This is a genomic window from Exiguobacterium sp. SH3S1 (assembly GCF_004337105.1).
GTDB lineage: Bacteria > Bacillota > Bacilli > Exiguobacteriales > Exiguobacteriaceae > Exiguobacterium > Exiguobacterium aurantiacum_A.
Genome location: NZ_SJUW01000012.1, coordinates 33575 through 48780, shown reverse-complemented (window position 1 = coordinate 48780; position 15206 = coordinate 33575). Strand labels below are relative to the sequence as shown.

Sequence of the window (15206 nt, the reverse complement as noted above, 5' to 3'; positions counted from 1 at the left end):
AAAATCCCACTCCGATGTGTGAAGTGGGATGTGACTCAAATAAAGTTGCTGAAGAACGACTGACCGTACGGCAACGCGTAACCGATAAAGATCGTCACGAGTGACAGTGCCACGAAGCCGCCAAACATAGCGCCCGATGGTTTTCTTTTTTTCAAACGAATGAGCGTCATCTCACCGAAGATGAGTGCGAGTAATCCGATTGTGATTTTCACGTGGTAGAACATGCCGCCTCCGTTCAGTTGCAAGTACAAATAAAGTCCTGTACCGAACGCGATGAGCAACATGAGGCGAAACGCCATATGCGCGATCTTGCCGCTCTTATTTCCGTTCTTGTAGCCGATATAGGCGACAGCGAACAAGACGAGTAGTAAAATCCAACTCGTCACGTGCGTGTGTAGAAATGCTGTCAATGGCATTCAAAAATCCCCCTTTTGATTATGTACAACTACTATTGTACACGAACAAGCCACTTTTCGGTCAAGCCCGCATTTACACCACAAAAAAAGACGTGCCGGTCACGATTGAACGGCACGTCTCCTCCTCTTGTTTTGATCAAGCCGTCGTTTGTTCTTCTTCCCGAATAGCGTGTTCGAAGCTCGGAATCACAACGGTGAACGTCGAGCCTTTATGTTGGACGGACTCGACATGGATCTGACCGGCGTGACCGCGCACGATTTCTTGGCAGATCGGGAGACCCAGTCCCGTGCCGCCGATTTCACGACTATCTGAGTTGTCGACCCGATAGAACTTATCGAACAGACGATCGAGGGCGTCGCTCGGAATGCCGATCCCTTGATCCTTCACTTTAATCGAGATCGATTGGTCGTGATGGGCGAGCTCGACCGTGATCTTCCCGCCACGCGGTGAGTACTTCACGGCGTTCGAGAGCAAGTTGCTCATCAGCTGTTTGAACTTCTGACAGTCTGCGAACAGTTCGTACGGTCGGTCGTCGACCGTGACAAGCTCGAACTGGTGTTTCAATGACGACGCTTCGTAGAACGTCATCATGTCATGGATGACCGGCTCGATATCGAGCTGTTCCCGGTCATACATTTGGCTACCTGATTCCATGCGCTGTACGTCGAGGAAGTCGTTGACGAGATGCGTCAACCGCTCCGTCTCAGCGTGGATTGTCTGCAAATATTTCGCCTGTTTCTCGTTCGGCAACTGTTTCTTGACCATGAGCTCGGTGAACCCATAAATCGAAGACAACGGTGTCCGCAACTCATGCGAGATCGTCGAGATGAACTCGCTCTTCAAGCGCTCAGCCTCGGTCTCACTCGTAATATCACGGAAGACGAGCAGCGTCCCTTTCGACAATCCGCCGACGACGATCCGCTCGGCATACATCTGTAAGTTCATCTCCCCTTTACGGATCGAGAAGCTGACACTGTCGTGCGGGAAGTCGTCTGTGAACAGACGGTCTGTATACGTCATGAAGTCATCGTCTTGGTCGACCGTCGTCGCGATCGTCTCCCGCCACTCGTTCCAAGACAGTTCTGCGAGCTGACGCGATGTGATCGCATCGAGCTCTGGGAACATCTCGTAAAGCGGTCGGTTGACGAACACGTCATCGGTCGAATGTTCGACGTAAATGACAGCTTCACGGATTGAATCGAGAATCCGTTCGGTCTTGCCTTTTTCACGGGTCATCTCTTCAAATAGACGCATCCGAAGCAACGACAATGACAGCTGACGTGCGAACGACATGATATCGCCCATTTGCGTCTGCGTGAAGCGGTCTTTGTAACGGACGAGATAGATGAAGGCGATGATTGAATCATCCGTCGGGTCGTGGACCGGTACGGCCGTCTCGTACATGTAGTACGGATACGGCAGCGGATGGTCGCTTGCGACTTGTTTCGACGAATGGACTGTCGTCCGCAACGTCATCGCCCGCGTCAACACGGAGTTCTCGCTATCGAGCAATTTACGCGACAACGTCTCGTTCAGCCCGTGGCTCGTGATAGAGAACGAGCCTGTCGCATCGAGGAAGACGAGCGCCCCGACTTCTGAGTCGGTGATGGCGACAAGTTTCTCGATGATTTCCGGGTAAGCCGTCAACGAATCGCGAGCCGCGAGCGTCTCGGTCAATTCGTTTCGGTACGCCAAGTGCTGTTCGTTCTGTTGCGTCTGTTCCAAGATCTCTTCAAGCTCTTGTTGCTGCGCTTGCAGCTCTTCTTGCTGGGCGATCAATTCTTCTTGTTGTGCCTGCAACTCATGGTTCTTCTCAATCAAGTGACGTTCATTTTCACGGAGCGTCTCCGCCATCTTGTTGAACGAACGGGACATCGTCCCGATCTCGTCTTCGCGCTCCATTTGATCGCTCAAGTCGACGATCTCACCTTTCAGTAAGCGGTCAGATGCGACCGACAGGCGAGAGATCAGACGGGTTTGACGACGCAAGAACGGTTGGACGAATAGTAAAATCAACGCCGCGAACGAGAAGATACTCGCAATCCATAAGAACTGTAAAACATCATTGTTCACTTTCCAGTCGGCGTACACTCTGTTTTTCTCACTGTTCATCAACGCCTTGTAGTCCATGAGTGACGATTCGATCTGTTGGATCGGAGCGAGCGTATCGATACCGCGTTCCGGATCGTACGGTACGACGCCTTGCTCAATCAATCGTTCGGCTGTCGGCAACGTCAATATGGTTTCAGGATCAATCGTGCTCTCGGTGATTTCCCCGGACGCTCGCAGTTGACCATATTCCGCCGTGACCGGCATGATCACATTGAAGTAAAAATCGTGAAAGGCTTGTAAATCGGCTGCGAAAATCTCACCTTGTTTTGATTCGACAGCGGCCTTGAACCAGTTGATTTCTTGTTGGAACTCATTTTCTTTACTTTGGGCTCGCTCGAGCGCTTCCACATCACCAAACAGCAAGTAGCCTCGTGAGTCATACTGCGCGCTCTGCCATTCGTCCCAAAACGTATTCAATCGGTTGATTCGTTCATCGACTTGTTGGAGACGGGCTTCGTTCTCTCTGACCCGGGTTTCCATCTGCACGTACATGATCATCGATCCGACGAGCGCGAGCGCGAGGAACGAATACAGGACGGTCGTGATGTCACGTCCGAGTTTTTGTTTAAACCATTTATTCACTTAACGATGCCTCCTATGATCTTCACAAGTTCAAGCGGACTAAACGGCTTCGAAATGAAATAATCGACCCCAATCTCATTCGCGCAATCACGGTCAGATTGTTGGCTCTTCGCCGTCAACATCATCACTTTCGTATGTTGACGTCCCGGCAACTTCCTCACTTTCTCAATGACTTCAAGACCTGTCATTCCTGGCATCATATGGTCGACAATCACGAGGTCGTACTCGTTCTGTTCGATCAGCCGATAGGCTTCAAGACCGTCTGGCGCTTCATCAATGTCATATCCTTCGTCTTCTAACGTATCTAATACGAGCATGCGCAATACTTCTTCATCTTCTGCTAGTAGAATTTTCACCATGACGTTTCCTCCATTATTATCTCATTTCATTATTTTACCTAATCTATTTTGTAATCACAAAAATAAAAGATGCACGGTTTATAACCGTACACCTTTACAATCATATCGTCTACATTATAGTACAACAGTTTCCTGCAATTCCAAAGAATAAATGACCGTCGTCCCGACTTGGATATTCCAAATCGACTCGATCGCTTCGCGATAGAGCGACAGCTGAACAGTGTAGCGGTCACGAAGCAACTGTCTTGCCTCTTCTCGCGATGCACTCGTGAACAAGACCGAGTCCGATTTATAGTCGAGTAGGACGTACGTCTCACCATCGAAGAACAGGCAATCGATGATCCCTTGAATCAACACGTGCTCGTCCGTGAACGTCGCCGTCGGATTCACTCGCTCCGCGGGCACCGTATACGTGAACGGCAGCTCGCGCCATCCTCGTCCGGCTTGTAGCGCTTCAGACAGCGCCCGACCGATCTCCGAGTTGAAGAACGACTCGATTTCAGGCAGCGCCAGCCGTGCCGTCTCCGCCTCGATCGGACCGAGCATCCCATTATTTTCCCATCGGTCGATTTGTATGTCGAGCGGTTCAGTCGGCTCAAACAATTGGAAAATGAGATGGAGCGTCGTCCCGCGCTCGGCACCTGTCTGCTTCGTCTGCTTCCATTTCGGCTCCCGATACGGGATATCGCTCGGGCGGAACGTGTCTTCGAACGCCGCTTGCTCGAGTTGCATCGCTCGTTTCAATTCCGTCACGGTCTGTTTCGCTGCCGTCTCGGTCGCGGCTTGGGCCGGATAACTGTACGAAAAGGCTCGATTGACGACTTGAATCGTCGCTTCTTCGTCTTTGACCGGAAAATCAATCGCCTCGAACTGTTGCACATGATGAAGCTGGGCCATCATCGCTTGGAGTGTGGCCACTTCCGCCAAATCGTCTTGTCCGATGATGCGATACGTCCAGTTCGTCGCTTCCCGTATCGGCGAAAAGACCGGTAAGCCCATCTCCTCGATGAACGGTACGGCGCCTTCTAGTTTGAGGAGCGCCGGCGCGACCCAGTCCAGATACGTCTTCGCCTCGCGTCGTGCGTCAGCGGATAACGTCTCACCCGTCGCTTCGACCTGCAGCCATTGGTTGATCTGTTTAACCGGTTCTGCGACCGTACCGACTAAGATCAATTTCTCTTTCGCCCGGGTCAGCGCGACGTACAAGACGCGCATCTCTTCGGCTTTCATCGTCGCATCGAGATCCCGACGGATCATCTCTTTCACGAACGTCTCGGTTCTCGTCCGTGTGACGACATCGATCGCATCGAGGGAGATGCCGTATCGTTTATGGAAGATGACACGTTGCATTTGATCACGTTTATTGAACTGTTTGCCGAGTTGGGCGACGATCGTCACCGGAAACTCGAGCCCCTTCGATTTATGGACCGTCATGATGCGGACGACGTTCTCTTCTTCTCCGAGTGAACGTGCTTCCGATAGATCTTCGCCGTTATCTTGGAGACGGTCCATGACCCGCAAGAAGCGATACAACCCACGGTAGCCGCTCCGTTCATAGGAGAGGGCCCGGTCATAGAGCGCCTTCAAGTTCTCTTGACGCCCTTTCCCGCCCGGCAGTCCGCCGGCAAAATCATAAAACCCGGTGTCGTTGAACACTTGCTGAATCAACTCCGACAAGCTGTGGTTGCGGGCGAACGTACGCCATTCCGACAACTGATCGAGCACGTCTCCACATTTCAATCCAAGCTCGTCGTCATCGTCTGCTTTCGCCTTGAGTGCATCGAAAAACGACGCTTCCGACTCTAAGCGAATCTTGGCCAGCTCTTGATCGGTGAAACCAAACATCGGTGACCGGAGCGCCCCGGCGAGCGGGATGTCTTGGAGCGGGTTGTCGATCAACTTCAAGAGCGACAACATCATTCGAATTTCCGTCGCTTGGAAATAGCCGCCGTCCGAATCGGTATAAGCCGGGATATTATACTGTGTCAAAATATCCATCAGCTGCTCGACCCGCTCTTTTTTCGAACGGACCAAGATGACGATGTCCCGGTACTCACAGGAACGAAGCAATCCGGTCGCCTCGTCCGTCACTTTGAACGGCTCATCCCCAGAGACGAGCTCTAATATACGTGTGGCGATGGCACGGCCTTCAAGCTCCTGTTTCGACAAGTCCCGGCTTTCTCCGTTGACGATCAAAAGTTCAGGACTTGCCTCGAGCTCTTCATACGCCCGACCCGGTACGAGACGTGCCGCCTCGTCGTACTCGATCTCACTCACTTCTTCGTCCATCAACTGAATGAATAGGTCATTGATTCCGTGCAGCACTTCGGAGCGACTTCTAAAGTTTTGAGACAAGTCGATCCGTTGCCCCGACCCGGCTTGTTTGAACCGCGTCGCTTTCTCGATGAACAATCTCGGCTCGGCGTGCCGGAACCGGTAGATCGATTGCTTGATGTCCCCGACCATGAACAAGTTGCCGAGCTGTTCACTCTCATTGCTGACGAGGCCGATGATCGTCTCTTGGATCTCGTTCGTATCTTGATACTCATCGACCAACACTTCGGCGAATCGCTGTTTGTAGAGCGACGCGACCGAGGACGGGGCGTCCCCGTCCCGTAGTATGGCGAGCGCGTAATGCTCGAGATCACTGAAGTCGACGAAGGCGCGGTCCCGCTTGGCTTGCTCGTAAGCGGCCCCGAACGTTCGGACGGTGCGTACGAGCGTCTCGACGAGCGGGCGCTGTGACAGCAAGACGTCTAAATGATCAGCTCCGCTGACACTCGCTTGACCGACCGCATCGACAAGCCGTTTTTTCGCTTGGTCATAGGCCGGCTTCAACACCGTGTGATAGATGTGATGCTCGTCTTTTTTCTGGACCGATTTCATCGTCCCGAATTTAACCGCTCGGGACGCCGTCTCGAGTTCGCTCCATTTGAGCGTGTCTTCGTCGATGTTTTGGAACGGGAAAATCGCTTTGGACACATTTTCCGATTGCGCCTCGTAACCGGCAAGCCGGAGTTCGATCGCTACACGCCGGAGTTGACGAAGTGCCTTTTCAATATCGACCCAGAGCAACTGCCCGAACTCGACGAGCAACCGTTCCTCGTCAGGGTCGCCTTCAAACTGATAAAGGGAGACCAGATCATCTAAATACGCTTCCGGATCCGGAAGGGTTCGCGCGTATTGATACAAACCTAGGATCAGCTCTTCGATTTCACTGTCACCACGGTCAGACGTATAGGCATCGACGAGCGCGAAGAAGGCATTGTCTTGTTTGCCATACTCTGCCTCGAGCACGTCTTCGAGCACATCGTCTTGCAAGAGCACCAAGTCCCGCTCCTCGGCGATCTTGAAGGCCGGATCGAGGTCGAGCAAGTAGTAATTCTCACGAATGACTTCTAAACAGAATGAATGAATCGTCGTGATGAGCGCCCGGTTCAGCATTTGCCGTTGTTTTCGTATATAGTCGTTTTCCGGATGTTCCCGCAGCGCCTGATCGAGCGCTTTGGCGATCCGTCGTTTCATCTCGGCCGCTGCGGCGTTCGTGAACGTCACGACGAGCATACGGTCCGCCGTCAACTCGTCCGCTTCATCGAGCAAACGGCTGGCGAGCCGTTCGACGAGCACGGCCGTCTTCCCTGAACCGGCTGCCGCCGAGACGAGTACATGAGACCCCCGTGCGTCGATGGCTGCTTGTTGATCACTCGTCCACTTCATCGGCGTCACCTCCTAATTTAAACAAAACTTCTTCTTTATCTAACTTTTTCAGCTGACGGGGCTCGTTGGCGAGCGCCTCGTCAAAATGACAGACACTTTGATACGGACACGTCTGGCACGGACGCCGCTCTTTATATTCATAAGGCTCGACACCGATTTTCCCATCATACATCGCCTCCACACTCGTCTCGGCAAGGTCGAGCGCATGGTCCATCAACTGCTCGAGCTGAGGAGGTGAGACGACTTTTTTCGTCGTGTTCGCATCGAGCGTCCCGTCTTTCTTATATTTGACCGGAATGACGATCGACTTTTTCTGATCCCCTCTCGCCGTCTTGTCCATCACCTCAAGGATGGCTGGATCGTCGACGAGCAACCCTTGCATCTGATACGACTCGAGCACTTTCCGCTCGGTTTCGGCATCTGTCTCGGCCGGCGTGACGAGCGGTCGGTGGACGTGGAAATAAAGCGCGGCTGCAGGTGCCACGGAACCTTTCGCCCAAGCATCTGCCTGCTCGATCAACACTTTCAAATAGATGAGCATCTGCATCGCCAAACCATAATAAATCTCAGCGAAGTCGATCTCCCGTTTGCTCGACTTGTAATCGACGATGCGGACGTACAGCTGATCATGCACTTGTGCCGTATCGACCCGATCGATCCGGCCGACAAGTTCACACGTCGCCCCGTTGCTGAGCGTGAACGACACCGGCGGGAAGTTGCCGCTCCCGAACGCGAGTTCGAACGCGACGGGATCGAACCCGTCACGTTTCGACTGCTCGATCAATACTTCGGCCGTCTTACTGACGACGTCCGTCAGCTTTTTCTTCAAGTAACCGTAGCGGTTCGAACTCATCAAAATCGCATTTTGAATCTCCGGTGTGACGAGTTCGACAGCCAACTCCGCGAGTGAGGCGCATTGGTCGGGCGACACGTCACGCCATTCTTTCCCGTCCATCTTGACGGTTTGAGACATATGCTCGATCGTCCGATGGTACAAGTTACCGATGTCCGGTGCCTCGAGCCGATAGAGCCGCCGTTCTTTCAGACGCAAGCCGTAGTTCGCAAAATGACGGAACGGGCAGGCTTGGAACGTCTCGAGGCGGGACACACTCGCCCGAATCGAGTTCGTATAAAGGGACTTCGCGACCGAATCCGGTAACGGCTCGGGAACGTTTTGATAAAACAGCGCGCTCGTCAACAGTCGGATTCGCTCGCGTCCTTCCGGGTGCTTCAACAGTTCGTTGTACACCGTGAACCACGTCTCTTGAATCGGGTAGTGACGACTGAGCCGCTGCAACTCGAGCGCCGTCACGGCCGCTGTCTGATTCACGTTCGTGATGAAGGCGAGCTGATCTGTCGGGCGATGCTCTCCCGCTTCTGCGAAGTGGGTCTTGACGGCCTTGCCGTTACCGAGTCTCGCCTTGACGTCAGCGATGAAACTCGCCGGTTGAATCGCTTTCCCGCTCCGGTCGACGAGCGCGTAACTGACGTACAACCGGTCACTTGGCGCCGTCAATGCTTTATACAAGTAGTACGTCTCATCGTCGAACAAGTGCTCGGTCGCTTTCCCCGCCCGGACACCGTTCTCATGCATGAAGTCCATATCGTGGTCCGTCAACAGTTTCGATTGCGTCGCGACGAGTGGGATTTGATCTTCGTTGGCACCGAGTAAAAAGACGATTTTTTTATCAATCAAACGCCCCCGCACGTAATCGGTCACCGTCAATTGATCGAGTGACGGCGGGACGAGTGCATAGCGGAGGCTATCGAGGCCGGTGTCCATCATTTGCAGGAACAGTTCCGTCGAGAGCGTCTCTTCCGGCGCAGCCGCCTCGAGTTGCTCGAGAAGATGGAGGACGGCGTCCCATACTTGTGTATGTTCTCTTGCTTCAATCAGGCGTGATGCCTCAAGCGCTTCTTCGCGCCAATGGGCAAGGCATGACGAGACGTCGATTCGTTCTAGAAAAGCGTAAATAGCGTGCGTGTAAGCCTGCATCGTCTTGGCCGCTTTCAAGTCGGCGAGGAGTGGATCGAACGTTTCGATGACGGTTTGACGATAGGTGTTGAGTGCCGTCTCTATATCGAGTTCTTCCCCCGTCAACTTGGCCTCATCTTCGGCCCGGCGTTTTAATTGCCACTCGTCATGCCAGTGATAATGTTTGATGCCCCGCTCAATCACGAACGCCTCGAGCCGATCGACAGACGTACGCCGATGTTCTCGGTCGAGCAAGATCAGCTCAGTCTTCAACGCGCGGAATAAAGCTTCTTCCCGGTAGCCGCGGAGCGCGACTTCGATCGTCGCCTTCAACAACTCGACGACCGGATGATCAAGCATCGGCTGCCGTTCATCCAGGAAGAACGGCAAGTTCATTTTTTGAAGCGCTTGTGACGCCAAATCTCCATATTCTTCAAGTGACCTTGAGATGAACACGATGTCTCGGAAGCGGTAACCGTCTTCGCGGACGAGTCGTGTGACCTCGCGTACAGCGGCCGCCACTTCCACGGTCCGGTCGACGGCCGCATTCAAGGCGACTTGGTTATCCGGCCGCGTATACGGCGCTGCCGTCACTTGACCGAACGTCGCCTCGAGATAAGCGAGACTCGGATGTTTAAAGCGATGCACCCCATGATACAGTTCATCCGTCGATGAAAGTTGACGTTCTGAGAGCAGCTCTTTAAAGCGCATCAGCGTCCGCTGTGTCGGTCCGAACAACGGGTTCGGGCGATAGAGCGAGTCCGGGTCGACAGTCAACAAGACGTCCAGCGGCGCCTGCTCGGCTAAAGCGACGAGCACCGCGAGCTCTTGTTCCGAAAACTCGTTGAACCCGTCCACATAAAAGTGAGTCCCTGTTAAATCGACTTCCGGTAACAACTGCAACATCACTTTGAAGTAGTCTTCGGCGTGAAGCGTTTTGCCGGCCGTCATCGTCAAAAAGCCCTCATAGAGGATGGACAGGTCTTGTAGTTTCAAGGCCCGATGTTGGTCTTTCTCGCTCAGGCGAAGCAACTGCTCCGGCTCGACGAGGCCGCGTTTCAACATCGTGATCAACTCGTTCAGTTCTTCGTAAAACCCGTACTGGTTCATCGTGCGCCGGAACAGCGTCAGCCGTTCCTCGTTCATCTCGACGACACGCCGTAACAAAAGATGGGTCCCTGTCTGGTCTAAAAACTGCTCGGTCGCGACACCGTGATCGCGCATGATCAAGAATGCGAGACGGCGCATCGACAGCACTTGAATCCGCGTCGATCCGTTTAAACCGTCTGTCATCGCCATCTTCCGTTCCATTTCAAACGACATTTGGTCTGGGACAAGCATATAGATGGTCGGGCCGCTCGGATCGCGCTTCAGCTCTTGAATGACTTGATTGATCATCCGCTCGCTCTTACCGCTACCCGACCGTCCGACATGAAAAGTGACCGTCATTTAGGCGAACACCCCTTCCCTTTTTCTTTTATTATGACGTATCGCTTGCTGTTTGTAGAGGGAAACCTGCCGGCTACCTTGCAAGAAAAAAACACAGCCTTCTCGTATCCCATTCCTTCGAAAATCGATTAGACTGAACGTATGAGGGGGAATACTATGAGTGCATATGAACAATTCGGAGGCGAACGCGGCGTCCAGCAGCTCGTCGACGCTTTTTACGAACTCGTTTACGCTGATCCCGTACTGTTGCCACTGTTTCCAGACGACAAAGACCGGGTAAAACAACATCAGTTCGAATTTCTGACGCAACTGCTCGGGGGACCAAAACTGTATACAGAACGCCACGGCGGCGGCAACCTGGCGATGATCCACCGCGATCACCCGATCTCAGAAACACATGCCGGTCATTGGCTCGGGTGCATGGAACAAGCGCTCAAGACGGTCGAGGCACCGGAAGCGATCAAGCGACAGTTGTTTCAACGTCTGATCATGTCGTCGTCAAACGTCATCCGCGTCTGCTCGCACCATTTTGAGTAGTCATCATTTAAAAAAGCGGGTATGATAGGAAAGTAAGCAAAGGAGGTCGGTTTTCATGACAGAAGAAGAGAAAAAAGAGGCCGTTTCAGCTAAAGAGGAAACGGAAGAAGTAGAACCTACGGCAGTCCTCGCCGAAGTCCTTGAAGAGGATGAGGAAGAAGCTTTACCCGAAGAAAAGAACATGGACCACATCAAAGGTGTGTTCAACTATACACAAAAGAACGGACGGGAATATCGTGTCGTCTTTTATCACGACCGTAAAAACCTCGTGTTCCGTGAACTTGGAAACGGGAAAGTCGAATTTGTCGGGCGTTTCACAGATGATGCCTACGATGAAGAGAACGAAGCAGAGATGCAGAAACTCGGCGAGAAACAGCTCAAGCGGATCCTTGCCGATCGACTCAAATAAAAAAATCGCCCGCGGGCGATTTTTTTATTGTTTCTTGTTTCGTTTTTTCTTGCGAAGCGCGTAAATCACTCCGGCGATTCCTCCGGCGACGGCGATCCCAGCCATCGCAGGCACGAGGATTTTCTTCGTCGGAAGCATCTTTTTGACACGTTCGTACGGTGTCGGAACCGACAATTCGAGTTGAACGGCCGTCTCACCGTGACCGTTCGCCCGTGCTTTGCGGGCCGCGTCCGTCACGACGACACGTCCTGTCGTATAGCGGCGGTTTCCATGTTCATCCGTGTAAGGCCGGCGAACCCGCTTGACGTCTGTTACCGTCTTTCCACGAGCGGCATCCGGCCGGACGACACGTTCGCTCGTCCATGTGCGGGCACCGGTCGCGCTATAGGCCGGACGAATCTTACGACGATTTAACCAAGTGTATGAATCGTTCATCTATATTCCCTCCAATATGCTGAAGTATCTCTTCATATTATACCCATACAACATCTGACGAAAACATCAGTCTTGACGAGACAAACAAACAGGCGCCCGGTCCTAATTTGGACCGGGCGCCGATTCGTTTGCTGATCAATCCGTGAACGGTTTATCCCGATGGCGACGTTTCGCCAAGATCAAGTAATAGGCCGGAACAAGGACGAGTGTCAGTACGGTCGAGAACAGAATTCCCGACACGATACAGATGGCGAGCGGTTTGAAGAGCGGGTCTTCACCGAACGCGACCGGCAGTAACGCGACGACCGCCGTCAACGCCGTCAGGAGAATCGGACGGATCCGAGCACGTCCCGCCTCGTATACCGCCGTCGTGACCGACATTCCACTACGAATCCCTTGCTCGATGAATTCGAACAAGACGACCGCGTTTCGAACGACGATTCCGGCAAGTGAGACCATCCCCATCGATGCCATGAAGCTAAACGGCGTCTGCGTGATGAACAGCCCGACGACCGCACCGGCAATCGCCAAGTAAATCGTGAACAAGACGAGAAGCGGTAATGAAAGTGAATTGAACTGGAATGCGATGATTAAGAAAATCAAGAACAAGACGACGATGAACAACGTCGCGAGTTCAACGAAGAACTCATTTTGCGTATCGCTCGCTCCCGACTGTTCGAACGAGATGCCATCGTTCGTCAAGTCTGATTTTGCGTCATCGAGAATCTGTTCAACGTCTTGTTTGAACGCATCTTCGTCCATCCCTTCAGTCGAATAGATTTGAAGCGTGACGATCCGCTCCCCGTTCTCACGCGGAATCTGTTGGATCTGTTCAGTCGTCGTTTCGGTGACGAACGTACTGAGCGGTGCGACCGGCGGACCGGCTTCCGTGTCGACCGGGATAAGAATCTCGTCAAGGGCGAGCGCCTCGCGGTTTGCGGCCGCATCGACGACGATTTTCACATCGCGTTGTTCGACACCATCGTCGAACGTACCAATCGGGATGCCGTCCGTGACTAACCGGATCTGATCGCTAATTGCTTTCGCGGTCACTCCAGAGGCAGCCATCGCTTCGCGGTTCAATTCGTACGTGAGTGTCTGGAACGGTTCTTTAATGTTATCGAGCACGAGCGCGCCATCGATGTCTTCGAGGTCTGCCTTGACCGTATCGCGTGCCGCGACAAGTTCTTCGATCGTTTCACCGCGCATTGTGAATTCTACCGGGGCAGACGTTGGTGGTCCCTGCTGCTGCGTATCTAAGAAGATTTCAGCGTCCGGATAGTTTTCACGTATTTGCGACGTGTACTCATCAATCAACTGAATCGCATCGATTTGTTCGTTGTCGACTCGGACGACGACTTGTCCTGCATTGTCACCCGACTGATTGAGTCCACCGGTGAACAAGCTTGGAAGCCCACCGCCAGCAAAAATGGCGGTCTCGGTAACACCGTCAATCTGTTGGAATTCGGCTTCGATCTGTTGGAGGCGACGTTCTGTTTCCTCTAAGTCAGTTTGAACCGGGAACGTGACGCTCGTCACGACTTCTGGCCGGTTCGCAGCCGGGAAGAACTCGAACGGTGTCAACAGAATCAGCCCGTATAGTGCCGTCGTGATGACAAATCCGACCAACCCGAACGTCCACGGCCGTTTGGCGACGACCGGGAGCAACCGATCCGCATAAAAATTACTGAGACGGTTGAGCGGTCCGCCGAGCCATCCTGGCTCCCGCTTCGACACTTTCACTTTCTTCCGGTTCAACCAATACTGTGCGATCGGCACGAGCGTCAAACTGATGACCATCGATGCGAGCACCGACAAGGCGAGTACTGTCGGTAACGCTCGGATAAAGTTCCCGTTCGCGCCTGACAAGAGTGTCAGCGGTAAGAACGCGAAGACGACGGCGAGCGTCGACGTGACGATCGATCCCCATACTTCTTTCGTTCCGCGAACGGCACCGACCATGGCTGTATCGCCTTTCCGGTAGCGACGCAAAATGTTGTCGTTGACGACGATCGCGTCATCGACGAGAATACCGAGCGCGATGATCGCCCCGATGATCGAGATTTGGTTCAAATCGACTCCCGTGAAGCGTAGCGGGATGAGTGCGATCAAGAAGGACAACGGAATCGCCAAGCTGACGATGAGTGACCCTGTGAACGTCAACCCAATCGTCGTGACGACGATAACTGCGATCATGGCGATGATGAATTCTTTCGTAAGTGACGAGAAGATCGCATCGACCGCTTTCGCTTGATCGTAATAAGTAACGAGTTCGACTCCGTCTAAGTCTCCCACTTCAGAAGCGACGACTTCATCGACGCGTTGTTGCAGCGTCGGGATGTCTTGACCTGGCTCGATTGTCACCGTGAGCGAGATTGCCGGTTCGCCGTCGAGTGAGACGAGGTCGGTGACTGCTTTTGTCGTCTCTTCGACCGTACCGACATCGGCAAGGCGGACGGGATCGCCGTCGACAGAACCGACGATGACTTGATCCATGTCATTGACGTTCGTCAAGTTATCGATCGCCAATTGATAAATACCGTCGTCCGTCGATTGGCGACCGAGCGGTGTCGTCTTATATTCTTCGTTGATTGCCGTCAAGACGTCTGGGAATGCGAGTTGGCGTTCCCCAAGCGCTTCGGAATCAAGTGAGACGACGAATTCTGTTTCCGGGAGCCCTTTGATCGTGAACCCGGTCACACCATCTGTTCGTAACAAACGGTCTTCTAGCCGTTCGACCTGTTCTCGAACCGCTTCAAGCGACTCGCGGTCGCTCGACGTCAACAAATAGGAAGCGACCGGAAGCTGACCGATCGAATCGTTGACCGTCGGTGCTAAGGCGTTGTCAGGTAACCGAGGCGCCGCGTCTGAGATCGCCTGCCTCACGTTCGCTTGTAGCTCGCCTTGATCAAATCCGTCTTCATACTCGACGGTGATATTCGAGAACTCCGACGCCGACAGCGACGATACGTTCTCCACCCCTTCAAGCCCTCTTAACTCGGTTTCAAGGATGTTCGTGACGTTCCGTTCGACCGTCTCAGCGGTCGCCCCTGGATATGGGGTCTGAATGAGAATGATATTGACGCTAGTCTCTGGGATTTCACGTTTCGGGAGCTGGAAAAACGTGAGTACCCCTACGACGATTGCAACGAGTAAAAATACAATCATCAATTTTCCTCGCTCAATCATTTTCTGAAAAAACATATTGACCCCT

9 protein-coding genes are annotated in these 15206 nt (G+C 53.2%); 2 read left to right on the top strand and 7 right to left on the bottom strand.

The annotated features are described in order from the left end of the window. Positions 1 to 35: 35 nt before the first annotated feature. The 5 genes from EVJ26_RS12180 to addB form a co-directional block, all read right to left on the bottom strand. Complete coding sequence (locus tag EVJ26_RS12180) at positions 36 to 416, bottom strand: YisL family protein (protein WP_131458101.1); 381 nt, start codon at positions 414 to 416, stop codon at positions 36 to 38. Positions 417 to 552: 136 nt separating this feature from the next. Beyond that, positions 553 to 3111 carry a sensor histidine kinase gene (locus EVJ26_RS12175; protein ID WP_131458102.1) on the bottom strand — a complete coding sequence of 853 codons (2559 nt, stop codon included), beginning with the start codon at positions 3109 to 3111 and terminating at the stop codon, positions 553 to 555. Beyond that, the gene (locus EVJ26_RS12170; protein ID WP_070327845.1) at positions 3108 to 3470 is read right to left on the bottom strand and encodes a response regulator; all 363 of its coding nucleotides are present in this window, start codon (positions 3468 to 3470) and stop codon (positions 3108 to 3110) included. Before EVJ26_RS12170 ends, EVJ26_RS12175 begins: the two co-directional genes overlap by 4 nt. A gap of 114 nt (positions 3471 to 3584) precedes the next feature. Beyond that, a complete protein-coding gene (gene addA, locus EVJ26_RS12165) occupies positions 3585 to 7187 on the bottom strand; it encodes a helicase-exonuclease AddAB subunit AddA (RefSeq protein WP_131468806.1) in 3603 nt (1200 codons plus the stop codon). Further along, complete coding sequence (gene addB, locus EVJ26_RS12160; protein ID WP_131470593.1) at positions 7171 to 10611, bottom strand: helicase-exonuclease AddAB subunit AddB; 3441 nt, start codon at positions 10609 to 10611, stop codon at positions 7171 to 7173. Before addB ends, addA begins: the two co-directional genes overlap by 17 nt. A 156-nt stretch (positions 10612 to 10767) precedes the next feature. Between addB and EVJ26_RS12155 the strand changes: the two genes are divergently transcribed. Together EVJ26_RS12155 and EVJ26_RS12150 are read left to right on the top strand one after the other, a co-directional pair. After that, positions 10768 to 11148: a truncated hemoglobin gene (locus EVJ26_RS12155; protein WP_131458105.1), complete on the top strand. Its 381-nt coding sequence runs from the start codon at positions 10768 to 10770 to the stop codon at positions 11146 to 11148. Positions 11149 to 11203: 55 nt separating this feature from the next. Continuing rightward, the gene (locus tag EVJ26_RS12150; protein WP_070327849.1) at positions 11204 to 11557 is read left to right on the top strand and encodes a hypothetical protein; all 354 of its coding nucleotides are present in this window, start codon (positions 11204 to 11206) and stop codon (positions 11555 to 11557) included. 24 nt (positions 11558 to 11581) lie between these two features. On the opposite strand, the gene EVJ26_RS12145 is transcribed toward EVJ26_RS12150, so the two are convergent. Together EVJ26_RS12145 and EVJ26_RS12140 are read right to left on the bottom strand one after the other, a co-directional pair. Continuing rightward, positions 11582 to 11992: a hypothetical protein gene (locus EVJ26_RS12145; RefSeq protein ID WP_131458106.1), complete on the bottom strand. Its 411-nt coding sequence runs from the start codon at positions 11990 to 11992 to the stop codon at positions 11582 to 11584. Between the two features lie 135 nt (positions 11993 to 12127). After that, positions 12128 to 15181, bottom strand: a complete 3054-nt coding sequence (locus tag EVJ26_RS12140; protein ID WP_370454201.1) for an efflux RND transporter permease subunit — start codon at positions 15179 to 15181, stop codon at positions 12128 to 12130. Positions 15182 to 15206 lie beyond the last annotated feature (25 nt).

Bases quoted from the DNA above. Each gene is read 5' to 3' on its own strand.
- EVJ26_RS12180 (WP_131458101.1), bottom strand. From the start codon at position 416: ATGCCATTGACAGCATTTCTACACACGCACGTGACGAGTTGGATTTTA.
- EVJ26_RS12170 (WP_070327845.1), bottom strand. From the start codon at position 3,470: ATGGTGAAAATTCTACTAGCAGAAGATGAAGAAGTATTGCGCATGCTC.
- addA (WP_131468806.1), bottom strand. From the start codon at position 7,187: ATGAAGTGGACGAGTGATCAACAAGCAGCCATCGACGCACGGGGGTCT.
- addB (WP_131470593.1), bottom strand. From the start codon at position 10,611: ATGACGGTCACTTTTCATGTCGGACGGTCGGGTAGCGGTAAGAGCGAG.
- EVJ26_RS12155 (WP_131458105.1), top strand. From the start codon at position 10,768: ATGAGTGCATATGAACAATTCGGAGGCGAACGCGGCGTCCAGCAGCTC.
- EVJ26_RS12150 (WP_070327849.1), top strand. From the start codon at position 11,204: ATGACAGAAGAAGAGAAAAAAGAGGCCGTTTCAGCTAAAGAGGAAACG.
- EVJ26_RS12145 (WP_131458106.1), bottom strand. From the start codon at position 11,992: ATGAACGATTCATACACTTGGTTAAATCGTCGTAAGATTCGTCCGGCC.
- EVJ26_RS12140 (WP_370454201.1), bottom strand. From the start codon at position 15,181: ATGATTGAGCGAGGAAAATTGATGATTGTATTTTTACTCGTTGCAATC.